The 23,264-nt window shown below is 65.0% G+C and carries 17 protein-coding genes; 4 read left to right on the top strand and 13 right to left on the bottom strand.

Features of this window, described 5'->3' with window-relative positions; all coding sequences use genetic code 11:
- Nucleotides 1-417 precede the first annotated feature (417 nt).
- From AACY13_RS11255 to AACY13_RS11230, 6 genes are all read right to left on the bottom strand, one after another.
- Nucleotides 418-1,155, bottom strand: coding sequence for a hypothetical protein (locus tag AACY13_RS11255; RefSeq protein WP_339461516.1), 738 nt, complete (start codon nucleotides 1,153-1,155; stop codon nucleotides 418-420).
- On the bottom strand, nucleotides 1,156-3,564 hold the full coding sequence (locus AACY13_RS11250; protein ID WP_339461817.1) for an efflux RND transporter permease subunit: 2,409 nt from the start codon (nucleotides 3,562-3,564) through the stop codon (nucleotides 1,156-1,158). It abuts the gene before it with no gap.
- Between the two features lie 69 nt (nucleotides 3,565-3,633).
- Complete coding sequence (locus tag AACY13_RS11245) at nucleotides 3,634-4,707, bottom strand: WD40/YVTN/BNR-like repeat-containing protein (RefSeq protein ID WP_339461515.1); 1,074 nt, start codon at nucleotides 4,705-4,707, stop codon at nucleotides 3,634-3,636.
- A gap of 95 nt (nucleotides 4,708-4,802) precedes the next feature.
- Complete coding sequence (locus AACY13_RS11240) at nucleotides 4,803-6,164, bottom strand: DUF1329 domain-containing protein (protein ID WP_339461514.1); 1,362 nt, start codon at nucleotides 6,162-6,164, stop codon at nucleotides 4,803-4,805.
- A gap of 18 nt (nucleotides 6,165-6,182) precedes the next feature.
- The gene (locus tag AACY13_RS11235; RefSeq protein WP_339461513.1) at nucleotides 6,183-7,799 is read right to left on the bottom strand and encodes a DUF1302 domain-containing protein; all 1,617 of its coding nucleotides are present in this window, start codon (nucleotides 7,797-7,799) and stop codon (nucleotides 6,183-6,185) included.
- Between the two features lie 204 nt (nucleotides 7,800-8,003).
- Entirely contained in the window at nucleotides 8,004-8,771 is a 768-nt protein-coding gene (locus AACY13_RS11230) for a coniferyl-alcohol dehydrogenase (protein WP_339461512.1), read from the bottom strand.
- A 280-nt stretch (nucleotides 8,772-9,051) separates the two neighbouring features.
- Between AACY13_RS11230 and AACY13_RS11225 the strand changes: the two genes are divergently transcribed.
- From AACY13_RS11225 to AACY13_RS11215, 3 genes are all read left to right on the top strand, one after another.
- On the top strand, nucleotides 9,052-10,890 hold the full coding sequence (locus tag AACY13_RS11225; RefSeq protein ID WP_339461511.1) for a sigma-54-dependent Fis family transcriptional regulator: 1,839 nt from the start codon (nucleotides 9,052-9,054) through the stop codon (nucleotides 10,888-10,890).
- Between the two features lie 272 nt (nucleotides 10,891-11,162).
- Nucleotides 11,163-12,245: an aromatic ring-hydroxylating dioxygenase subunit alpha gene (locus tag AACY13_RS11220; protein WP_339461509.1), complete on the top strand. Its 1,083-nt coding sequence runs from the start codon at nucleotides 11,163-11,165 to the stop codon at nucleotides 12,243-12,245.
- Nucleotides 12,242-13,195, top strand: coding sequence for a PDR/VanB family oxidoreductase (locus tag AACY13_RS11215; protein WP_339461508.1), 954 nt, complete (start codon nucleotides 12,242-12,244; stop codon nucleotides 13,193-13,195). The genes AACY13_RS11220 and AACY13_RS11215 overlap by 4 nt, the downstream gene beginning before the upstream one ends.
- Before the next feature lie 218 nt (nucleotides 13,196-13,413).
- Here AACY13_RS11215 and AACY13_RS11210 read toward each other — a convergent pair whose 3' ends face one another.
- The 4 genes from AACY13_RS11210 to AACY13_RS11195 form a co-directional block, all read right to left on the bottom strand.
- The gene (locus AACY13_RS11210) at nucleotides 13,414-14,154 is read right to left on the bottom strand and encodes a GntR family transcriptional regulator (protein WP_339461507.1); all 741 of its coding nucleotides are present in this window, start codon (nucleotides 14,152-14,154) and stop codon (nucleotides 13,414-13,416) included.
- A 54-nt stretch (nucleotides 14,155-14,208) separates the two neighbouring features.
- Complete coding sequence (locus tag AACY13_RS11205) at nucleotides 14,209-14,868, bottom strand: TetR/AcrR family transcriptional regulator (protein ID WP_339461505.1); 660 nt, start codon at nucleotides 14,866-14,868, stop codon at nucleotides 14,209-14,211.
- 231 nt (nucleotides 14,869-15,099) lie between these two features.
- Nucleotides 15,100-16,038: an alpha/beta hydrolase gene (locus tag AACY13_RS11200; RefSeq protein WP_339461503.1), complete on the bottom strand. Its 939-nt coding sequence runs from the start codon at nucleotides 16,036-16,038 to the stop codon at nucleotides 15,100-15,102.
- Nucleotides 16,039-16,057: 19 nt separating this feature from the next.
- Entirely contained in the window at nucleotides 16,058-17,500 is a 1,443-nt protein-coding gene (locus tag AACY13_RS11195) for a coniferyl aldehyde dehydrogenase (protein WP_339461502.1), read from the bottom strand.
- Nucleotides 17,501-17,837: 337 nt separating this feature from the next.
- Between AACY13_RS11195 and AACY13_RS11190 the strand changes: the two genes are divergently transcribed.
- Nucleotides 17,838-18,329 carry a MarR family winged helix-turn-helix transcriptional regulator gene (locus AACY13_RS11190; protein ID WP_339461501.1) on the top strand — a complete coding sequence of 164 codons (492 nt, stop codon included), beginning with the start codon at nucleotides 17,838-17,840 and terminating at the stop codon, nucleotides 18,327-18,329.
- Nucleotides 18,330-18,532: 203 nt separating this feature from the next.
- Here AACY13_RS11190 and AACY13_RS11185 read toward each other — a convergent pair whose 3' ends face one another.
- The 3 genes from AACY13_RS11185 to AACY13_RS11175 all read right to left on the bottom strand — a co-directional run bounded on the left by AACY13_RS11185 (nucleotide 18,533) and on the right by AACY13_RS11175 (nucleotide 23,211).
- Complete coding sequence (locus AACY13_RS11185) at nucleotides 18,533-19,777, bottom strand: thiolase family protein (protein ID WP_445262569.1); 1,245 nt, start codon at nucleotides 19,775-19,777, stop codon at nucleotides 18,533-18,535.
- A 2-nt stretch (nucleotides 19,778-19,779) separates the two neighbouring features.
- Nucleotides 19,780-21,642 carry a feruloyl-CoA synthase gene (locus AACY13_RS11180; protein ID WP_339461500.1) on the bottom strand — a complete coding sequence of 621 codons (1,863 nt, stop codon included), beginning with the start codon at nucleotides 21,640-21,642 and terminating at the stop codon, nucleotides 19,780-19,782.
- 120 nt (nucleotides 21,643-21,762) lie between these two features.
- Nucleotides 21,763-23,211: an aldehyde dehydrogenase gene (locus AACY13_RS11175; protein WP_339461498.1), complete on the bottom strand. Its 1,449-nt coding sequence runs from the start codon at nucleotides 23,209-23,211 to the stop codon at nucleotides 21,763-21,765.
- Nucleotides 23,212-23,264: the final 53 nt, after the last annotated feature.

The following is a 23,264-nucleotide window of genomic DNA, read 5'->3' as shown; positions in this document are numbered from 1 at the left end:
GCAAACCATCGTCCGCGGCTTGCGCCTGCAGAGTCCGCAACTGGGTTTCGAGTGCGCGCCCCAGCTCCTCGACCTCCTGCATGGCCGCGGCGGCTGGATCTAGCGCATAGCGCTTCTCGGCATTGCGCATCTGCAAGGTCAAGTTATTGATCGCCACCATGGCGCTGACCTGACGGCCCTGTTCGAGCAGGCTGGCCGTTGCATATAGGCCCTGGGCAATGGCAACGACCGCGAGCACGGACACCAGGCCAAAACCGAGCAACAGCTTCTGCCCCACCGAACAATCGGCGAGCAGCCTGGCGATTGGCTTCAGCATTGCTCTTATCCTTATATCTGAAGTGTTGCGTTCTGGCGGCGGTACTGGACTCCTGGTGCGCACAGCGCACCCTACCCATTCAATCTGTGGCGGTCAGGTCGCTAGCGCGCCGCTATTTCATCGAGCGCCACGACTATGCCCGCCAGGTAGCGCTCCAGGCTGCCGGTCACCCGCCCCGGATCGCGGTCGAGCAGACGCTGGCGCACGAAGCGGTAGGCCAGGCGCTGCTTGTGCAGCCTGTCGGCCTGCTCCGGCAGCAGTGCTATCAGCTGCGCAAAACCCTCTTCAATGGCTTGGTCACGCGCGGCGAACTCGACCTCGGAATAGGCCAGCGAATGGTCGCCGAGTACCCGCGCACTGCGTGCCTGGGCATGCAGCAACAGACTGGCGATATCGAGACTCTGCCTGTTGAGCAAGCGCACCACGGGTGTCAGATCGGCCTGCATCTGCTGATAGGCCGCGCCGCTCTGCCGGTCCAGTTGCACCCGGGTGTCGAGCAAGCCGATCAGTAACTGCGGGTAACGCGGGGCCTCGTCACGACGCAAGGCCTGCAAATCGTTCAAGCAGGCATTCAGGCTGGCCAGCGAATCGCCCATGTCCGCCGGCAGGTCGAGTTGCAGCGCCAGGGCATCCAGGCGCTGCTGCGCTTCGCGCAACGTCGATAGATGGCGCACATCCGGCTGCGCGCGCGGGTCGGCGTCGAAGTAGAGCAGCGCGTTGACCGCCAGCAGGGTCGCCTGGCTACGCAGCTGCTGGTACTGCTGCGCCGGCGCGGCGGCCCAGAGCGTCGAGGAGGCCAGCAACCACAGGCTCAGGCAGCCACCCTGCAGGGCGCGCATTCAGCTCGCCCCGCCCGGCTGCACGGCAGCGGGCGTTTCGGAGCTGGCACCGAAGACTTTCTGCGGCAGCAGGAAGTAGGCCAGGGCCGGCAGCAGGATCAGCGCGCCGAGCATGTTCATCAGGAACATAAAGGCCAGCAGGATGCCCATGTCGGCCTGGAACTTGATCGGCGAGAACACCCAGGTGGCCACGGCGATCGCCAGGGTGATGCCGGTCAGCAGCACCACCTTGCCGGTGAACAGCAGCGCGCGGTAATAGGCCTCGGACAGCGAATCGCCGGCACGCATGCGCGCCATGATCACGCTCAGCACATAGAGCGCGTAATCGATGCCGATGCCCACGCCGAGGGCGATCACCGGCAGGGTGGCGACCTTGACGCCCATGCCCAGGCCGACCATCAGCGCCTCGGCGAGGATCGAGGTGAGCACCAGCGGCAGGATCGCCGCCAGTACCGCACGCCAGCTGCGGAAGGTCACCCAGCACAGCAGGATCACCGCGCCATAGACCCAATAGAGCATGTCCTGCATGGCCTGCTCGACCACGATATTGGTCGCCGCCTCGATCCCGGCGCTGCCGGCGGCGAGCATAAACTTCACCTCCGGCAGCTGTTGCTCGGCGATAAAGGCTTCGCTGGTGGCCACCACCCGATTGAGGGTTTCAGCCTTGTGGTCGGCCAGGTAGACGTACAGCGACAGCAGCGAGCAGCCCTGGTTGAACAGCTCGCGCGGCGCGCGGGTCTGTACCGCGCCGAGGGCACCGTCGTTGGGCACCAGCTCGTACCACTTGAAGTTGCCTTCGTTGTAGCCGGCGGTGGCGATCTTGCTCAGCGCCGCCATGGAGTTGGTCGACTCCACCCCCGGCAGTTGCTCCAGCCGCCAGGCCAGTTGGTCCACCGCCGACAGGGTGGCGTAGCGGGTGCACTGGTCCTCGGGGGTGCGGATCATCACCACGAAGATGTCCGAGCTGGCGGCGTAGTTGTCGTTCATAAACTGCACGTCGCGGTTGTAGCGCGAATCGGCGCGCAGCTCCGGCGCACCGGGATCGAGGTCGCCGATCTGCAACTGGCTGCCAATGCCCTTGCCGAGCAGCGCCAGCAGCAGGCCGAGCAGTACGGCGGCGACGGCCCAGCGGCGGGTGGTGAAACGATCGAGCAGACGCCACAGCGGATGCCGCGCCAGCCCGGCGTTATCGGCCTGTTCGGCCTGCAAGCTGCGCTGCGCCGCCCTGGCGCTGACGCCGCTGTAGCTGAGCAGTACCGGCAGCAGCACCAGGTTGGTCAGGATCAATACGGCGACGCCGATACTGGCGGTGATCGCCAGATCCTGGATCACCTGGATTTCGATCACCATCAGCACGGCGAAACCCACCGCATCGCTGATCAGCGCGGTCAGGCCGGCGACGAACAGGCGGCGGAAGGTCAGCCGGGCGGCGACCCAGGGCAGCATGCCGCGGCCGATGTCCTGCATGATGCCGTTCATCTTCTGCGAGCCGTGGCTCATGCCGATGGCGAACACCAGAAACGGCACCAGAATCGAGTAAGGGTCCAGCTCGTAGCCCATGGCCGCGAGCAGGCCGACCTGCCAGAGCACCCCGACCAGCGAGCAGAGCACCACGGCGAAGGTGCTGCGCACGCAGCGGGTGTACCAGAACAAGACGGCGATGGTCACCGCCACCGCGGCGACAAAGAACAAGGCGACCTGCAGCAGCCCTTCGACCAGGTCACCGATCAGCTTGGTGAAGCCGGTGATGTGGATGCGCACCTGCTCACTCTGGTACTTGTCGCGCAAGGCCTCCAGACGCCGCGAGAACTCGCCGGCATCCAACGCCTTGCCGGTCTCCGGATTGATCTCCAGCAGCGGCACGTAGATCACGCTGGACTTGAAGTTGGCCGCCACCAGTTGGCCGATCTCGCCGGAACGGGCGACGTTGGTGCGCACCTCGTCGAGGCTGGCCGGCGTACCGTCGTAGCTGCCCGGAATCACCGTACCGCCGTCCAGGCCCTCCTCGGTCACCGCGGTCCAGCGCGTGGTCGGCGTCCACAGCGACTTCATATAGGGCTTGTCGACGCCCGGCAGCAGGTAGATCTCGTCGTTGAGCTTGGCCAGAGTGTCGAGGTAGTCGGCGCTGAAGATATCGCCCTGCTCCACCGTCACGGCGATGCGCAGGGCGTTGCCCAGCCCGCTCAGCTCGCTGCGTTCGGCAAGGAAATTGACCACGAAGGGGTGCTTGCTGGGGATGGTCTTTTCATAGCTGGCATTGATGCCGATGCGCGCGGCCTGCCAGCCAAGCACCAGTGTGGCCAGCAGGCACAGCAGGATCACCCAGGGCCGGTGGTTGAAGATCAGCCGTTCCACCCGGTTGCCCGATGCGCGGTCGAAGTCTTGCAGGCGCTCGATCACGCTGTGCATTGCGCCCGACGGTTTTTCGTATTTCACATTTGACTCCTACTACCTACGCGGGGCCGCTGACGTGGCCGTTCAGGGACGGGCCACGGCCTGGATATCTTGACGGGCGGACAAGCCGCCCAGACCGACGCTGGTCAGGCTGCCATCGGCCGCCTGTGCAACGGCGGCGACAGTCGCGCCCTCATGGGTGCGGCGGTGTTCGAAGTGCCTGCCGCCATCGCCGCTGAGCAGCAATTCGCCGCTCTGGCTGGCCAACAACAGGCGGCCGTCGTTCAGCTCAAGGCCGGCTGCCAGCGCCGACTCCACGCCGGTGTGCAACTGCTGCCAGCTGTCGCCGCGGTCACTCGACCACCAGGCGTTGCCGCGCAAGCCATAGGCCAGCAGGCCGCCACTGCGGCTGGCCAACAGGCCGAAGAAACTGCCCTCGTAGGGCGAGGCCAGCGCCTGAAAGGATTGCCCGCCATCACTGGAACGCAGCAGCAAGCCGCGCTCGCCAACGATAAACAGCTGATCGCCCTGGGCGCGAATGCCATACAGGTTGAGGCCTTCAGGATTTTCCACCTGGCCCATCCACGCCTGCCAACTGGCACCGCCATCCGTGGTGCGCAGCATCAAACCGTAGGCACCGACGATGTAGCCGTGCCGACGGTCGCTGAAATACAGGTCGAGAAAGGGTTTGTCCGGGCCATCGGCGACCAGCCATTCGGCGGCCTTGAGCAACTTGGCATCGTCGCCCTGCTGGGCCGAGGCCAACGCCAGCTGCGCCGCCTGCACGCCATCCAGTTGTTTGCTCCAGGTCTCGCCGCCATCCGCGCTGTGCAGAACCACGCCGAGATGGCCCACCGCCCAGCCCTGTTCGGCATCGACGAATTGCACCGATGTGAGGCTGACGCTGGCCGGCACCTGGGCCTGACGCCAACTCGCCCCGGAGTCGTCGGAGAGCAGAATGATGCCGCGTTCGCCGACCGCCACCAGGCGTTCGCCGGCGCGGCTCAGCGCCAGCAACACCACACTCTGGGCCTTGGCGCTGTGCAGCGCCGGCTGGTCGAGCAAGGGTATCTGCGTACTGGCCGCCGCCCAGCCGGGCAGCAGCAGTGCCGTGAACAACAGGGGCAATGCCCGGGTGAATGAAAAATTGCCGCTCATATGCACTCCAACCACTGCAGAAGAATTATCCAGAGGGCCACCCCACGCGCTGACACCTGGGCATAAGCGCGCGGAGCAAACCCTCGGCCGGTCAATCAGCGCATGCTGTCGCTGGCCATGGCGTCGGGGGTGAAGAACGACGGCGACGGACGTGGATAGGCCTGGTACTGCACCTTGAGGTCGTTGGCCGCGGCGTTGAGGAAGTAGGCACCGGTCTCCAGGTTGTAGCTGCCCCACATGACGTTGGCGGTCAGCACCGGCATTTCCGGGGCGAGCAGGGTCAGCGAGTAGTTATGCCGGCCCAGTTTGCCTTGCGCGTCGTAACCGTCGAGCAGCAGCACCTGCCAGGAGTCCTCGTCGACGTAGTAGGTGCGCTTGGGTACCACATGGCGTTTGCCGGCCTTGAGCGTGGCCTCGACCACCCAGACGCGGTGCTTCTCCCAGCGCACCAGATCGGGATTGAGGAAGCCCGGCTTAACCAGCTCGTCGCTGCTCGCCGCGGCGGCGCGGTTGTTGTTGTAGGGCACCAGCAGTTCCTTCTTGCCGACCAGCTTGAGGTCGTGACGGTCGGTCGGGCCGAAGATCATGAACGCCTCGTCGAAGAAGCCGACGCCAGAGGTGACGAAGTCCGGGGTGTCGTAGGCGATATTCGGCGCGCGGCGCACCCGGCGCTGGCCGACCAGGTACTGCCAGGCGGCACGCTTGCCCGGGTCCATGTCCCAGTGGGTCATCAGGCCTTCGCCGGCCTTCGACGATGGCTGCTCGGTGGCCAGTTTGCCGATCAGGTGCTTGCCGCCATAGGTCTCCAGGCTGCCCTCCTTGAAGTAGTAGGGGTGCTGGTACCAGAAGCGTGCGCGGGTGGCCTGCAGCTTCTTGCCGCCGGCGGTCATCAGCCAGGTGTCGAAGGGCACGTAGAAGGTGTCGGAACCCTGCCAGGACAGGCGGTAGTTCCACAGCACCTCGGCACCGTTCTGCGGCAGCGGGAAGGGAATCCCGCCGTAGGCGTCGCTGACCTTCTCGGTGGCTTCCTCGAGGCTGGCGCGGGTGGCGTTCTGCAGGGTGTTGTCGTACACCCACTGTGGTGCCGCGGCACTGCGATGGGTCGGGTAGACGTCCAGGCGGTAGTCCGGGTACTTCTGCAGCAGCGCCTTAGTGCCCTCGGCCAACTGCTCGGCGTACTGCGCCATGTTGCTCGCGCTGACCGAGAACAGCGGCTTGTCGGCGGCGAACGGGTCGGCGCGTTTGTCGCCGCTCTGGTAACCGGCCGGGGCCTGGGTGTAGCCACCGGTCCATGCCGGGATACTGCCGTCGGCATTGCCGGCGCGCTCGCCGCCCAGCGGCATCAGGTCGCTATTGAGACGCGCGGCCTGGTCCGGGGAGACCGCGGCCTGCACCAGGCCAGTACTCAACAAGGCGATGGCCAACGCCGAAATACGCAAGGAAGATTTGCTTTGCATGGCAGATAAAACCTCTTATTAGAATGTGGTTTTCACGTAGACGGAGACGAAGTCACGGTCAGCCAGCGACTGCGCATAGCTGAAGTCGCCGTCCTCACGCAGACCCGCGCCCTTCTTGCCGAAGAAATTCACGTAGTTGACGCCGAAGTCCCAACGCTGCAGGTAGGTGGCCTTGAGCCCGATGCTCCAGTCGCCGGCGTGGCTATTGCCGAAACCGGACTTGCTCACCGCCGAGGAACGCCCGTCGAGCACCACGCCCAGACCCACCGGCACACTCAGGTCGAGGCCGTCGGCCACCTGGAAGTAGGCCGGCTCGGCCAATATGCGCAGCGCCGTGGCATCGCGGGTGGTGTTGGAATCCAGCGCCGCGCGGTTGTCGGTCACGCTGAGGGTGCGGTTCCAGGCCAGCTCGGCGATCACCGAACCGCCATCCCAGAGGTCGCTGGGCGACAGCAGGTAGATGGTCGAGAGGTTGATGTGCGCGGTCTTGCCCTTGGCGTAGAGCGCATCGTCGCCGTTGCCCGCGGCCATGCCGGGTGCCACCACCTGCAGGTTGCTGACCAGCGGCGCATCCCAGCGCAGCGAGGCCTCGCCGGCGAAGTTGAACGGCCCATAGGCAGTGGAGAAGCTGGCACCGAGGGTCTTGATGTCTTCGGCGAACACCTGGCGGTAGCTGGCCAGGGACGGCACATCCAGGTACAGGCCGCTGGGTGCCTTGTCGTGATATTGGGCGGCATAGAAACCGAGCTCCACCTCGCTATCTTCCGGCTTGTAGCGCAACTGCATGCCGCCCTGCCCCGAGTCCTTGGCTTCGATGTCCTTGCCATGCCGGGTTTCACTGCCGAACACCGTGAACAGGGAACCGGAGCCTTCGCCGATGGCATCGACATCGCTCAGGTAGCTGCCGCCACCCGGCAGGTTGGAGCGCTCCCACTCGAACTGGTAGTAGGCACCGACCGACAGCTGTGGGTTGATCTGCAGCTGCCCGGAGACTTGATTGACCGGGCGCAGGATCTCCTTGAACTGGGTACCCGGCACGCTGAGCAGCTTGACCACATCGATCGGGCCCTGGGCGTTGGCGATGCCGTTGCCGCCGTAGAACAGGCTTTCGCCGTAGATCAGGCTATGCCGGCCGAGGCGCAGGGTGCCCTGGCTCGACTCGCCGATGCCGCCGCGGACGAACACGAAGGCATCGAGAATCTCGGCGTCGCGGCCGTGCAGCTTGCGCGTCTCGCTGAGGAAATCCTTCTGCAGATCGCTGTCGGTATCCTGGTTGTAGATATCGTCGTACCAGGCCGCGCCACTGACACGCAGACCATAGTTCTGCGTGCTCAGGTCGAACTCGGAGAACACATCCAGACGATTGGATACCAGGCCGCGGTCGAAGTTGTTGTCGCCCTGGCTCTGGATATTCGGATAGAGCCCGCCGGCGGTCGGCGAGTCGGTGATGGCGCTGTCCTGCCCTTGCAGGCGGTAGGCCATGCTGTATTTGAGAGTGTTGTCCCAGCGCGCCCGCCACTCGGAATCGCCCAGGTCGAATTGCATGGCACTGGCACTCGACAGTGGCAGTGTCGCGCAGATGGCGGTGGCCAGTGCGGCACGCGTGAAAACGGCAATAGCTCTAGTCTTTTTCATGGATTGCCTCATTGTTCTTATTATCAATTTCGCCCGTCGACCAAACGGCCTGGCGGGGTTCGATGGCTTGATTCAGCTCATATGCTGTGGACTTGCTCCGGCTACAACGCCTTGTTCGCTCTCCCGAGGTTCAGCCGCCGTTGAATTCCAGGCCCGTTGCCGATACAGCAGCACCGGCATAGCGAACCCACCCAATGATTTGAATCAGAGATAGGTCGAGGCCAGGCCGCCATCCACCGCGATGTTCACGCCGTTGATCCAGCGCGACTCGTCGGCACAGAGAAAGGCGATCACCGGGGCGATCTCGTCGGCATAGGCCGGGCGCTTCATGCGGTGGGCGTCGGCCTGGGCCCGCTCGGCACCGAGCATGGTCACGAACTCGTTGAGGATGGGGGTGAACACCGGGCCGGGGGCCACACAGTTCATCCGCACCGAGGTGCGCATAAACCAGGGCTGCGCCTGGATCTGGGTCCAGACGATCAGCGCTTCCTTGAAGTACTGGTAGCAGGTCTGGTCTGGCACCAAGTTGTCGCGCAGCCAGGCTTCGCCCGCGGCGAAACCGCCGACCAGGCCCAGGGCGCGGTGCAGCTCCAGACGCTTTGGCCATTCGGCACCGAGCACCGAGGACACGTTGACGATCGCCCCGCCCGCACGGATGCGCGGCAGCAGCGCCTCGCTCAAATGACGCAGGCCCAGGTAGTTAACCCGCGCCACCAGCTGCGGATCGGCGGTGCCAGGCACACCGGCGATATTGCACAGGCCATCGACCTGCGCCGGCAGCTGCTGTACGGCGGCATCGATGGCGGAGGGGTGGCTCAGGTCGGCCTGGACAAAGCCATCCAGAGTCAGGCTGGGTTCGTTGCGGTCCATACCTATCACGGTGGCACCATGGGCACGCAGGGTTCGGGCAGTTTCGGCGCCGATGCCCGAGGAAACCCCGGTCACGACTATCGTCTTATTGGTCAGCTTCATGCGGGTTTCCCGATTCAGTCTGCTTGTGCCGCTGGCGCAAGGGCGGCGGCAGCCAAGCCATGTTGTTATTGCCGAATTAGTTAAAGTCGGTAACTAGTTCTAGCAATCGATATGCCATGTACTGACCATCGAGCAGAAACCCCTCTAGCTCGCACATTTGCGGTAAATCGCAGGAAAACCAGCGGACGCAGCAAGATCAGAGTCACGCGAAAAAGTGATGATTTCAGCAAAATCATCCTGCACTATGCGGAATATGATTAATCCTATTAAGGGTTTCACGATGGCGGATAAGTTGATCTCCCTGGCCGAACTCTCCCGCGGTACGCGGAAATCCCCTGCCCGCGGTGCCAGCGAGCAGTTGCCGCCCGGTGCCGCGCCGACCCTGCAGGATCTGACCGAAGCCCTGCTGTTCAGCCCCGGCGACGGGCGCATCTGGCTCAACGGCGCGCGCATGTTGCTGATGCACAGCAGCGGCCTCGGTGCGCTGCGCCGCGAGCTGATCGAAAGCATGGGCCTGGCGCGCGCGCGCGGCATCATGTTGCGCACTGGCTACCACTGCGGCGCGCGCGATGCCGCACTGATCCGGGAACGCTTCCCCGAGGCCGACACCCTGGCCGTGTTCGCCGCCGGGCCGATCATCCATTCGCTGGAAGGCGCGGTGAAGGTCGAGCCGGTGCACTTCGAATTCGACATGAACCTGGGCACTTACTATGGCGAGTTCCTCTGGCACCACTCCAGCGAGGACGACGAACACATCGCCCAGTACGGCATCGGCACCGAGCCGGCCTGCTGGATGCAGACCGGCTACGCCACCGGCTACACCTCGGCCATGGTCGGGCGCTTGATCCTCTACCGTGAGGTCGAGTGCCGCTCGACCGGCTCCAATATCTGCCGGCTGATCGGCAAGCCTGCCGAGGAATGGGACGACGCCGAGCAGGACTTGGCCGACCTCAACGCCGAATCCTTCGTCGGCAGCGGCGGCGGCAGCGCGGCCGCGAGCAAGACCAGCGGCAAAGGCGGCGACAAGGGTGCCCTGCCGAGCAACCTGCAAGCCGATTCGCCGACGCAACAGGACAGCGATATGGTCGGCATCTCCTCGTCCTTCAATGCCGCCTGCCATATGCTGCGACGGGTCGCGCCGACCCAGGCGACCGTGTTGTTCACCGGCGAGTCCGGAGTCGGCAAGGAGATGTTCGCGCGCATGCTGCACCGCATCAGCCCGCGCAGCGAGGAACCCTTCGTCGCCATCAACTGCGCCGCCATCCCGGAAAATCTGATGGAGTCGGAGCTGTTCGGCGTCGAGCGCGGGGCCTTCACCGGGGCCACCCAGTCGCGCGCCGGGCGTTTCGAGCGCGCCGATGGCGGCACCCTGTTTCTCGACGAGATCGCCACCCTCAGCCTGGTGGCCCAGGGCAAGCTGCTGCGCGCCCTGCAGGAAGGCGAGGTCGAACGGGTCGGCGGCAGCCGCACCTTGAAGGTCGACGTGCGGGTGGTCGCCGCGACCAACGTCGATCTGCGCGCCGCCGCCCAACGCGGTGAGTTCCGCGAGGACCTGTTCTTCCGCCTCAACGTATTCCCGATCCACCTGCCGCCGCTGCGCGAACGCAAGGAGGACATCCCGCTGCTGATGACCCACTTCCTCCATCGTTTCACCCAGCGCCATGGCCGCCAGCTCAGCGGCTTCACCCCGCGCACCGCCGACACCCTGCTGGCCTACGACTTCCCCGGCAATATCCGCGAGCTGCAGAACCTGGTGGAGCGCGGCGTGATCAGCGCCCCGGACGGCGGGGCCATCGACCTGTCACACCTGTTCACCAGCGGCGAACGCCTGGCCCAGCCGATGTTCTCCATCGGCGTGCGCGGCCAGCTGGCCGCGGCACCGCATGACCAGCCCAGCACCGGCGCGACCAGCGAGCCGGCGAGCGCAGACAACCAAGCACTCCAGGATCTGTTCGGCGACAAGGATCTAAGCCGGCTGTCATTGCAGGAAGTCGAAGACGCGATGATCGACCACTGCCTGAGCGAGGTGAAAGGCAACGTCTCCGAAGCCGCCCGTCGCCTGGGCCTGACCCGCGCACAACTGTCCTATCGGCTGTCGCGGCGGCCGACGAGCGAGTAACGGCCTCGCGGCTAAAGCAGAACGCTTCGCCACACTACATAAGAGCAGAGTGCAGCCATCACCACCTACTGGATCCAATTTAGTATTGGAGCAGCATTTGAGTAGCTGCTCGATACGCCACACAGCGCTTAAACCATCCACGCCCCCTACAAATGGTCGATAATCGACCACAAACACACCAGCAAGCCGATTATCACTTTGACATCCAGCCGCACCACGGGAATTATTGGATCCAATAAAAACAAACAAGGCCCACCCACAGGAGAGCCTCCATGTTCCCGAGAAACACCTGGTATGTAGCCTGCACCCCGGATGAGATCGCCGCGAACCCCCTGGGCCGGCAGATCTGCGGGGAGAAGATCGCCTTCTATCGTGGCCCGCAAGGCAAGGTCGCGGCGGTCGAGGACTTCTGCCCGCACCGTGGCGCACCGCTGTCCCTGGGCTTCGTCGAGGACGGCCAGCTGATCTGCGGTTATCACGGCCTGACCATGGGTGCCGACGGCAAGACCCAGGCCATGCCGGGTCAGCGCGTGCGCGGCTTCCCGTGCATCCGCAGCTATCCGGTGGAGGAGCGCTACGGCTTTATCTGGGTCTGGCCGGGTGACGCTGCGCAGGCCGACCCGGCGCTGATCCATCACCTGGAATGGGCCGACAACCCAGACTGGGCCTATGGCGGCGGCCTATTCCACATCGAGTGCGACTACCGCCTGATGATCGACAACCTGATGGACCTGACCCACGAGACCTATGTGCACGCCTCCAGCATCGGCCAGAAGGAAATCGACGAGGTCACGCCGGCGACCAGGGTCGAGGGCGACAGCGTGGTCACCAGCCGGCATATGCAGAACATCATGGCCCCGCCGTTCTGGCGCATGGCCCTGCGCGGCAATGGCCTGGCCGATGACGTGCCAGTAGATCGTTGGCAGATCTGCCGCTTTACCCCGCCGAGCCATGTGTTGATCGAGGTCGGCGTGGCTCACGCCGGCAAGGGCGGCTATCAGGCCGCGCCAGGCGACAAGGCGGCGAGCATCGTGGTCGACTTCATCACCCCGGAAACCGAGACCTCGATCTGGTACTTCTGGGGCATGGCGCGCAGCTTCAACCCCGAAGACCAGGCACTCACCGACAGCATCCGCGAAGGCCAGGGCAAGATTTTCAGCGAAGACCTGCAGATGCTCGAGCAGCAGCAGGCCAACCTGCTGGCTCATCCAGAGCGCCAACTGCTCAAGCTGAATATCGACGCCGGCGGCGTGCAGTCGCGGCGCATCCTCGAACGCCTGATCGCCAAAGAGTCTGTGCCGACCGAACCGGCCGAGCTGATCGCCAGCAGCGCTAGCGCGAGGCGCGCCCCGTGATCGAAGTCATAGTCACCGCCCGCAACAACCAGGCCGAGGATATCTGCAGCTTCGAACTGGCCCGCGCCGACGGCGCGCCGCTGCCGGCATTCACCGCCGGTGCCCATATCGACGTGCATCTGCCCGGCGGCCTGATCCGCCAATACTCGCTATGCAACCCGCCCTGGGAAACCCATAGCTACCTGATCGGCGTGCTCAAGGACCCCGCCTCCCGCGGCGGCTCCCAGGCCATGCACGAGCAGATACAAGTGGGTCAAAGGCTGTCGATCAGCGAGCCGCGCAACCTCTTTCCATTGCGCGAGAATGCCCAACACAGCCTGCTGTTCGCCGGCGGTATCGGCATCACCCCAATCCTGTGCATGGCCGAACGCCTGCACCAGCTAGGAGCCGAGTTCGAACTGCACTACTGCGCCCGCTCGGCCGATCGCGCGGCCTTTGTCGAACGCCTACAAGCCGCCCCCTTCGCCGAGCGCGTGCAGCTGCATTTCGACGACGGCCCGGCCGCCCAGCGCCTGGACGCCGCCGCCCTGCTCGCCAACCCCGATCCAGGCACGCACCTGTATGTCTGCGGCCCGGGCGGCTTTATGGAGCACGTGCTCGACACGGCCAAGACCCAGGACTGGGATGACCAACGCGCGCACCGCGAATACTTCACCGCCGCGCCAGTCAGCCACGACAACGACGGCAGCTTCGCCGTACAGATCAACAGCAGCGGCCAGATCATCCAGGTCCCCGCTGACCAGAGCGTCGCCGCAGCACTGGAAGCCAGCGGTATCGAGATCCAGCTGTCCTGCGAGCAAGGCATCTGCGGTACCTGCCTGACCCGCGTATTGGCCGGCGAGCCGGAACACCGCGACCTGTTCCTCACCGAAGCCGAACAGGCACTCAACGACCAGTTCACCCCCTGCTGCTCGCGGGCTAAAAGTCCGTTATTGGTGTTGGATCTGTAACTCGTAGCCCGGCCCACGCCCGTAGGAGCGGCCTTGGCCGCGATAGATATTGGCCGCGCAACAAACAATTGTGTCGCCTGTTAGATTTTCGCGGCCAAGGCGGAGTACCGCCCAGCCAATCCTACAAAACCATTCAACCGCGGCGAGCCCGCTTTTTTAGCCCGGATGCAATCCGGGGAAAACCTGTGCAGGCCAACGCTCCCCGGATGGCGCTGGCGCTAATCCAGGCTACGGTCCTCATCCGCCGCGCCCTTGTGAATCACCTTAAGCCCTTCGCTGGCGACCGGTGTTGGGCCGAAGATCTCCGCGTAGCGCAGGGTCGCGTTGGCGTGTTCGCGCATAATCGCTTCGGCCCGCGCGCCCTGGCCGTTGACCAACGCGTCGAATACCGCGTGATGCTGCATATGGGCGAAATTGAAGCGGCGGTATTCGCGGACCATGTCGTGCAGGTCGACCGCCAGCGAGCTGACCGAGGCGAACGGCAGGTGGTCGTTGCGCGCCAGGGCCGCGGCGATAGCCGGGTTGCCGCTGGCCGCGAGGATCAGCTGATGGAAGCGCATATTGAGGTCGTGGTAGGCCTCCAGGTCCTCCTCCAGCACATGGCCCTTGGCGAACAGCCGGTCGCCCTGCTCCAGGCATTGCTGCAGGGCCTGGTGCACTTCGGCGTCGATGCCGCGCTCCGCCGCCTGGCGCGCGGCCAGGCCCTCGAGCACTCCGCGCACCTCCACCGCCCCGGCGATATCGGCCGGGCTGACCGCGCGCACCGTATACCCACGGCCGGCGCATTTGACCAGCAGACCTTCCTGCTCCAGGGTGCGAAAAGCGATGCGCACCGGCGTACGCGACACCTCGAGCAATTCGGCGGTGGGAATCTCGGCGATGCGCTCGCCCGCCGCCAATTCACCAGAGGCGATCATCTTGCGCAGCGCGATCAGAACGCGCTGACCCGGCTTACTCATAACAGTCCCCAGCCCGTCGGCAATGCGCATCATCATAACGCAGCCAAAGCGCGATCAAGACGCCGCAGCGCGAGACATAAAACAGCGGCCGAACATGCCCATGGCCACCTCGACCCGCTCGCCGATCTGCTCGTCGGACCAGCTCTGCTGCACACCCAGGGTGAACAGTGTGATCGGCTGGGAGATCAGCAGCGCGCTGATCAGCTCGACCGCCGGCTCGACATCCGCGTGCGCCAATAGCCCTTTGCCCGCGGCCTTGCCCAACCAGCCACGCAGCAGGTCGTGGCAGCGCTCGGCACCCTCCTGGTACCAGATCCGCGCGATACCCGGCGCATTCTCGCGGCCCTGCGCGGCCATCAGATAGATGCCCAGGGCCAACGGCGAGAGGGTCAGGCGTGCCCACAGGTAGAGGTACATGCGCAGCTCGCTAAGCAGGTCCTCGGTGCAGTCGATACCGCTTTCCAGCAGCAGCTCGAGGGTGGACAGGTCGCGGGCCACCAGTTGCGAGACCAGCTCTTCCTTGCTGGAAACCAGTTGATAGAGGGTCTTCTTCGAGATACCGGCCGAACGCGCGATGGCGTCCATGGTGACGTTGGCGAGATTACCGCTGCCGAGTTCGGCAGCGGCGGCATCCAGTAGCCGGCTCATCTGTTCTTCGCGGCTGCGCAGCGGCGGGCGGCCGCGCCTGGCGGGCTGGGGAGTGGTTTCAGACATAAGGGTTTCTGCTGATCGGCATGGCACGGGATCCTTGGGCGGTGCCTAGCTTAACGCGGCATGCCGGCAAACGCCTGCGCCGGATCGGGGCGATATCCAATATGTAGGATCCAGGGGGACGCCTAGTCCTTGCTGTGGTTCGGCATCCCGACGATCCCGCAACCCAGGTGCCCTAGAAGATCGTTGGCGCTTGTGGAGTGGTTGATCGCCAGCAAGCTGGCTCCTACACCGTTAGGCGAGCGCGTTGACAGGATTGACACCTACCTCCTTAGCCGCCTCCCCAAACGCCTCGCGCAACCCATCCTCGATCAACTGCCAGGCCTGCTCCGCCGAATCGTCCGGCCCCAGGTGGGTGAACATATGGTCGCAGCCGGCGAACATCCGTTCATTTACCGGCACGCCGGCTTGGCGCAGTTTCTCTGCGTAGGCCTCGCCTTCGCCGCGCAGGATGTCGTGCTCGGCGGTGATCAGGGTTGTCGCCGGCATGCCCTGCAATTCGCCGACGGTCGCCAGCAACGGCGAGACCAGCGGGTCGCGGGCCTGAGCCGAATCGCTGAGGTAGCAGCTATTGAAGAAGCGCACCAGGCCGGCACCGAGCAAGGGTTTGTCGAGGCTGGAGACCTTCAGCGCAGGATCCTGAGTAAGATCCAGCACCGCATAGTCGATCAGCTGATGCACCACCCGCAGCCGCTGATGCCCGCGCGCCAGATTGGCCACACCGGTGGCCAGGTTGCCGCCAGCACTGTGCCCGCCCACGGCCATGCGCTGCGGATCGATGCCCAGCGTAGCGGCCTGTTCGGCCAACCATTCGAGCACCGCAAAGCTCTGGCGCAAGCCAGCGGGAAACGGATGCTCCGGTGCCAGCACATAATCCAGATTAACCACCAGACAGCCGAGGTTATGCGCCAGACGCCGGCAATAACTGTCGTCATGTTCCGGCACCCCGGCGACGAAGCCGCCGCCATGCAGATTCAGATACACCGGCAGAGGCTGCGTGGACTGCACGTTGGGCCAGTAGAACAGCGCCCGCGCCGGTCCCCAGGCGGTCGGGATGTATTCCTCTGCGACCGTGAGCAGCGGAAACTGCGCCGCGGCGTAGACGAACTTGCCTTTCATGCGCTTGGCGAAGGCGCGCAGCAGCTTGGCCTTGAGAGCTTGCATCAACTTCATGGTCAGACTCCTTAGCGGCTCAGTGGGCGCTCAACAGTTGATCGAGCAACCCATGGATCATCTCGCCGTAAGGCGCGCGCATCGCCAGATTGGACTCGCCAATCGGGCTCTGCACCACCACCGCCTTGGCGTGGCTGAAGGTACGAAAGCCATAGACGCCATGGTAGGCACCCATGCCTGAATGGCCGACGCCGCCGAACGGCAATTGCTCGAACAGCACGTGGCTCATGCAATCGTTGATCACCAGCGCGCCCGAGGTGGTCCGCTCCAGCACCTGCCGGCGCTCGTCGGCATCCTCGCCGAAATAGTAGGCCGCCAGCGCTCGCGGCTGAGCGTTTACATGGTCGATCGCCGCGCTGAAATCGCGGTAGGTCTTGATCGGCAGCAGCGGACCGAAGATTTCCTCGCGCAATACCTGCATCTCATCGCAGGTATCGAGCACCAGGGTCGGGGCGATTTTGCGGGTCTCGCGGTCGCTCAGGTCTTCCTGCGCCGGGTTGATCTCGAGCAGACGCGCGCCCTTGGCCTGGGCGTCGGCGAGGTAGCTGCGCAGACGGTCGAAGTGGCGCGGGTTGATGATCGAGGTGTAGTCGGGATTGCTCTGCAGGGTCGGGTACATATCGCTGACGAAGCGCACGGCCTCGTCGACAAAAGCGCTCAACGACTCCTCCGGCAGCAGCAGATAGTCCGGGGCCAGGCAGATCTGCCCGGCATTGAAGGTCTTTACCGTCATCACCCGCTGCACCACGGTGGCCAGGTCGGCACTGCGCGCAACCAGCACCGGCGACTTGCCGCCCAGCTCCAGGGTCACCGGCACCAGATTGTCCGCGGCGGCGCGCATGATGTGCCGCCCGACCGCGGTGCTACCGGTAAAGATCAGGTGATCGAACGGCTGGGCACTGAACAGCGCGCCAACCTCGGCGCTGCCCAGTACGGTGCTCAGTTCGTTGGCATCGAAATAGCGGGCGATCAGCTCGGCGAGCAGCGCCGAGGTGCGCGGCGTCAGCTCCGAGGGCTTGAGCATGGCGCGGTTACCGGCGGCAAAAATGCTCGCCAGCGGGCCGAAGGCCAGCACTATGGGGAAATTCCAGGGGCTGATCACCCCGACCACGCCCAGCGGCTGGTAGTCGACCCGCGCCTCGCAACCGGGGAACGGCGCCGGGTGGGCGTCGGACTGCATCCACTCGGCCAGGTGCTCGCGGCAGTGCTTGAGGCTGGCCACCGAGCCGGCGATATCGGACAGCAGGGTCTGTTCGCGGCTGCGGTTGCCGAAGTCGGCGGACACAGCCGCGACTATGGCTTCACGGTTTTCCAGCAACAGCGCGATGGCCCGTTCGAGACGGTCGCGGCGCAGCTCCAGGCTGGCCGGGCCCTCGGCCAGATGGGCCTGTTTCATGGCGGCGAGGGCCGCAGCGAGTTGTTCGGCGCTGACCGGCGCAGCCTGGTGACCAAGAATGCTCATGGCGTAGTTTCCTGCTGGTTGAATTGTTATTAGCCAGCACTAAGTGCTGGACAAGCCGGCACCTCTGCCGACTCGCTGCCTGGAGTATGGCAAAAAAAACGACAAAGGAAACTATTGGGTTTCCTTATTTTTTCAATTTCTGACTAAAGCCTCTACCCCTACATACAAGAGGCCCATGAATACTCATGGGCAGCGTCAAGCCTGCCCGGGGTTTGCCCAGAAACGCCGCGGGCGGTTTAAGCAACTGGCCAAAACCTGGCTATTGGTGCGAAACTAATTATGGTTATTAACCAATCACCCATTCCGGCAACCTTTAGCGAGCACCTGGTTCAAGCCAATGGCCAAGAAGAACACCCCCGCCACAGAAGCGAACGGCCCGGCCGCGGAGCCGAGCGACACCCTACTCAGCCAGTTGATCGGCTATGCCTTGCGCCGCGCGCAATTGAAGGTCGCGCAGAGTCTGGTCGAGCAGCTCAACCCTTTCGACCTGCGTCCCGCCCAGTTCTCCGCCCTGCTGATCATCGAAGCCAGCCCCGGCCTGATGCAGACCGACCTGGCGGGCATTCTCGCCATCGAGCCGCCGCAGGTGGTGACCCTGCTGAACAAACTGGAAAAGCTCGGCCTCGCCGTGCGCGTACGCTGCAAGCCGGACAAACGCTCCTACGGCATCTTCCTTAGCAAGGCCGGGGAAACCCTGCTCAAGCAACTCAAGGAAATCGCCGCCGCCAGCGACCGCGAAGCCACCGCCGCGCTTAGCGAAGAGGAACGGCAACAACTGCTGCAGCTGCTGCACAAGATCTATCGGCAGGACAGTACCGCCACGGACTAAGTGCCGGGTCGTAGGGTGGATGGCGCTCTTTCCATCCACCAATAGCGACACCGGCAATGGCCGCAATGGTGGATGAAAAAGGCGTCAGCTACGCGCCCCGATCCACCCTACCCCGCTCGTGTAGCCCGGATGCAATCCGGGGCAGCGGTTGCGGCCGCAAAATCGCTTCCTGGGTATCGCTGCGCTCAACCCGGGCTACGGCACTACCTTTCGAACCCCGGATTTTCGATCAGCACCGCCATACCCTGGCCGCCACCAATGCAGGCGGCGGCGATGCCGTAGCGTTGGTTGGCCGTGTGCAGTTGCCGGGCCAGGCTCAGGGTCAGGCGCAAGCCGGTAGCGGCGAGCGGATGGCCGAGGGCGATGGAGCCGCCTTGCTGGTTGAGGCGCTGCGGATCGAGCTGCAATTCACGCTGCACCGCAAGCACCTGGGCGGCCTGGGCTTCGTTGATCTCGAAACGGGCGATGTCGTCCAGACGCAGGCCACTGCGCGCCAGCAGCAGGCGGATCGCCGGCGCTGGGCCGATGCCCATCAATTCCGGCGCCACGCCGACCACTGCAGTCGCCAGCAGCCGCGCCAATGGCGTGCGGTCACCAAGCATGTCCGCCGATCCGAGCAATGCCGCAGCCGCACCATCGACCACCGCGCAACTGTTGCCGGCGGTCTGCACGCCGCCGGCGTGGATCGCTCGCAGGCGCGCTAACGCCGCCAGGCTGGTCGAGCGCGGATGGCTGTCCCGCTCGAGCGAGTCGACGCCACGGGGCAAGGCGATACCGCGCGACTGATAACCCTCCAGGTCGAAGGATTCGCTGTGCACACTGACGATCTCGCCAGCGAAGACGCCCTCGTTCTGCGCCGCCAGCGCCGCCTCGAAACTGCGCAAGGCATAGGCGTCGGCCTCCTCGCGGCTGATGCCATAACGCCGCGCCAGATTCTCCGCGGTGCCGATCATGTCGACGCCGGCGGCAGGATCGAACAACGCCTCCCAGAGGAAATCCTTGAACTCCACCCCGGCGCCGAGCCTGAACCCGCCGCGGTGGGTATAGGCAGCAATCGGGTTGCGCGACATCGACTCGGCAGCGACGCATAAGGCCATTTCGGCGCACCCGGCAGATATCTGCTCGCCGGCCTGGCGCAACAATTCGAAACCAGTGCCACAGATGCGCTGCACACCCAGGGCCGGCACCGCCTGCGGCACGCCGCTGTACAGGCCGATATGCCGCGGCAGCATATAGGCATCGAAACTCGCCTGGGCCACGCAGCCGGCCAGCACCGAATCCACAGCCGCCGGCTCGATGGACGCGCGGCGCAGCACTTCGCGGCCGACCTTGATCCCCAGGTCGGTAGGCGAAACCAGGCCCAGGGCACCACCGTAATCGCACCAGGGCGTACGCACGGCCTCGATAATCGCTACGTCGTCGAACGACGAATAGAGGCCGTCGCCCATATTCAGCGCTCCGCCGTCACACGTTGCGGGTCTGCACCCTGATACAGGGCTTCGATTCGCTCGGCGCGGCAACTGAGGATCACCCGCTGGTTGAGCGAGCCCTTGTCGGTGACCTCGCCCTTGTCCAGCGACGGCGGCTCGCTCATCAGACAGGCCCAGGCCAGGCGCGAGGCGCTGCCGGTGGCATGCACATTGAGGTGTTCGAGCAGCTCGCCGAGCCAGGCCCGTACCCGCGGCGCGGCCAGCACCTGCTCGGCGCTGGCATCGGGGGCCAAACCGGCCAGTTCGCGACAGGCCGGCAACTGTGGGAATACCAGCAGGCCGATGCATTCGCGGTTCGGCGCGGTGACCACCACGTCCTGGATATAGGGCGCGCCGGCCATGATCACCCGGGTGCGCAACGGGCCGACGCTGACGAACACCCCGGTGTTGAGCTTGAAGTCCTCGGCGATACGGCCATCGAACATCAGGCCCCATTCCGGGTGCTCGGGGTCGGCCAGTTTCAGCGCATCGCCGGAGCAGTAGAAGCCCTCTTCGTCGAAGACCGCGGCGCTCTGTTCGGGCGAACGCCAGTAGCCCGGCATCACATGGGGGCCGCGAAAGCGCCCTTCGAGCTTGCCGTCCACCGGGACCAGCTTGACCTCGCAACCCGGTGCCGGCAGTCCGACATAACCGGCCATGGCCAAGGGCCCGGTGGTGAAAGTGCAGGACGGCGAGGTCTCGGTCATGCCGATCCCCGCCATCATGCGGATACGCTCGCCGCAGTGTGCCTCGGCCACCGCGTCGAGACGATCCCAGACCGCCTGCGACAGCCCGGCACCGGCGAAGAAGAACAGCTTGATCTGGGCAAAGAACATATCGCGCAGCTCGGCATCCACTTCCAGCGCGGCGACCAGCTCTTCCCAGCCCTTGGGCACGGTGAGGTAGGCGGTCGGCGAAATCTCGCGCAGGTTGCGCAGGGTCTCGGCGAAATGCTGCGGGGTCGGCTTGCCGTCGTCGATATACAGGGTGCCGCCGTTGTACAGGACGATACCGACGTTATGGCTGCCGCCGAAGGTGTGGTTCCACGGCAACCAGTCGACCAGCACCGGCGGCGCTTCGCCGAACACCGGAAAGGTCTGCAGGAGCATCTGCTGGTTGGCGCAGAGCATGCGCTGGGTGGTGATCACCGCCTTGGGCAGCTTGGTCGAGCCGCTGGTAAAAAGGAACTTGGCGATGCTGTCGGGGCCGGTCGCGGCAAAGGCCGCATCCGCCTCATTGCAGGCCTCGACGCCGAGCAGGCTGGCGAACGAGTGGCACTCGCGCCCCGCCACTTCGCCCGCGGTCAGCAGCAAGGGCGTGGCGGCCGGCAGCACCGTCTCGATGGCGCGGGCGAAGGCCTGACCATCGGCGGCGAACACCAGCCCGGGCTGCAACAGCATGCAAATGTGTTCCAGCTTGGTGTAGTCCTGGGCCACCAGCGAATAGGCCGGCGACACCGGACAATAGGGCACACCGAGATACAGGGCGGCGCAAGCCACCTGCAGATGTTCCAGATCGTTGCCGGAGAGAATCAACAGCGGCCGCTCGACCGACAGGTCGAAGCCGAGCAGACCCTGGGCGATGCTACGCACGCGCCCGAGCATCTCGGCATAACTGATGCGCTGCCACTGGCCATCGGCGCCGCGACGGGCGAGAAAGGTCTGCTGCGGACGCTCGTCGGCCCAGCGTAGCAGGCGATCGAGCAGGCGCTGCGGATACGCCTGCAGTGGCTCCAGCGCCTGCATATACAGCGCCTGCCCGTCTTGGCGCAGCTGCACCGCCGACTGGCCGATCGATACCGGCCGGTAGACGGGTTCGACTCCACCGCTAGATTGGCTATTCACCTGTGAAACTCCTCCGCAAAGCGCTCTCGAACTTCCGGCCGCCAGGCGACCGGGTCCGAGCCGATTGTTCTAATAGTGCTGCTTTCTGCTAAGGATCTGCGCGGCAGATCCTTAGCAGGTTCATATCGGGTAATGGCGCGGCCCGTTCTGAATGGTCACCCAGCGCAACTGGGTGAAGAAGTCGATCGAGGCCTTGCTGCCGAAGCTGCCGTAACCGCTGGCCTTGACCCCGCCGAAAGGCATCTGCGCCTCGTCGTGTACGGTCGGGCCGTTGATATGGCAGATGCCCGACTCGACCCGCTGCGCCAGCACCAGGGCGCGCGACACATCGCGACTGAAGATCGCCGCCGACAGGCCGAACTCGGAGTCGTTGGCCAGGCGCAGCAGCTCCTCGTCCCCCTCACCGCGCAGCACCACCGCCACCGGACCGAAGGATTCCTCGTGGTACAGGCGCATGTCCGCGGTGACGCCATCGAGCAGGGTTGCCTGCATGATGCTGCCGGACAGCTGCCCGCCGGTGACCAGGCGCGCGCCCTTGGCCAGCGCATCGTCGACCAGCGCCTTGATCCGCTGGCCGGCCGAGGCATCGATCAGCGAGCCGAGCACCGACAGGCTGTCACTCGGATTGCCGGCATGCAGACTCGCGGCCTTGCTCGCCAGCTTGTCGACGAAGGCATCGGCTACCCTGGCATCGACCACCAGCCGTTCGGTAGACATGCAGATCTGCCCCTGGTTGAAGTAGGCACCGAAGGCCGCGGCCTCCACCGCCGCGTCCAGGTCGGCATCGTCCAGCACCAGCAAGGGGGCTTTGCCGCCCAGCTCCAGCAGCGCCGGTTTCAGGTGGCGCGCCGACAGCTCGCCAATGATCCGCCCGACATGGGTGGAGCCGGTGAAGTTGACCCGGCGTACCGCCGGGTTGGCGATCAGCCGGGCGACGATGGCCGGCGCGTCTTCCGGCGCGTTGGTGATCACATTGACCACGCCATCCCCGAGGCCGGCGTCCTGCAGCACCTGACCGATCAGGCGGTGCGCCGCCGGGCTCAGTTCGGACGCCTTGAGCACCAGGGTATTGCCGCAGGCCAGCGGCATGGCCAGCGCCCGGGTGCCGAGAATCACCGGCGCGTTCCAGGGCGCGATGCCGAGCACCACGCCGCAGGGCTGACGCAGGGCCATGGCAAAGCTGCCGGGCACATCGGAGGGAACCACCTCGCCATAGATCTGCGTGGTCATCGCCGCCGCCTCGCGCAGCATGCTGGCGGCCAGGTGCACGTTAAAGCCGTACCAGTTGGCCATCGCCCCGGTCTCGCCGGCCACCGCGAGGAATTCCGGCGCACGGTCTTCGAGCATCTCGGCAGCCTTGAGCAGACGCGCACGGCGCTCGTTGGGTGCCAGCGCGGCCCAGGCGGGAAATGCCGCCTGCGCCGCCGCTACAGCGGCATCGGCATCTTCCAGGGTGGCGGCAGCGACCCGCGACACCACTTCGCCGGTCACCGGATTGCGGCGCTCGAACACGCGACCATCGGCAGCCGCTCGCGACTGACCGCCAATCAGCAAAGACACCTCGAACATGGGGAATTCCTCTTGTTGTTCTTGTTCAAATCAATCGCCGTAGCGAGAGCGTC

This window comes from Pseudomonas sp. EA_105y_Pfl2_R69, from assembly GCF_963970915.1.
Taxonomy (GTDB): domain Bacteria; phylum Pseudomonadota; class Gammaproteobacteria; order Pseudomonadales; family Pseudomonadaceae; genus Aquipseudomonas.
Note: the sequence above shows the minus strand (reverse complement) of the source record. Positions and strands in the feature narration are given on the sequence as shown.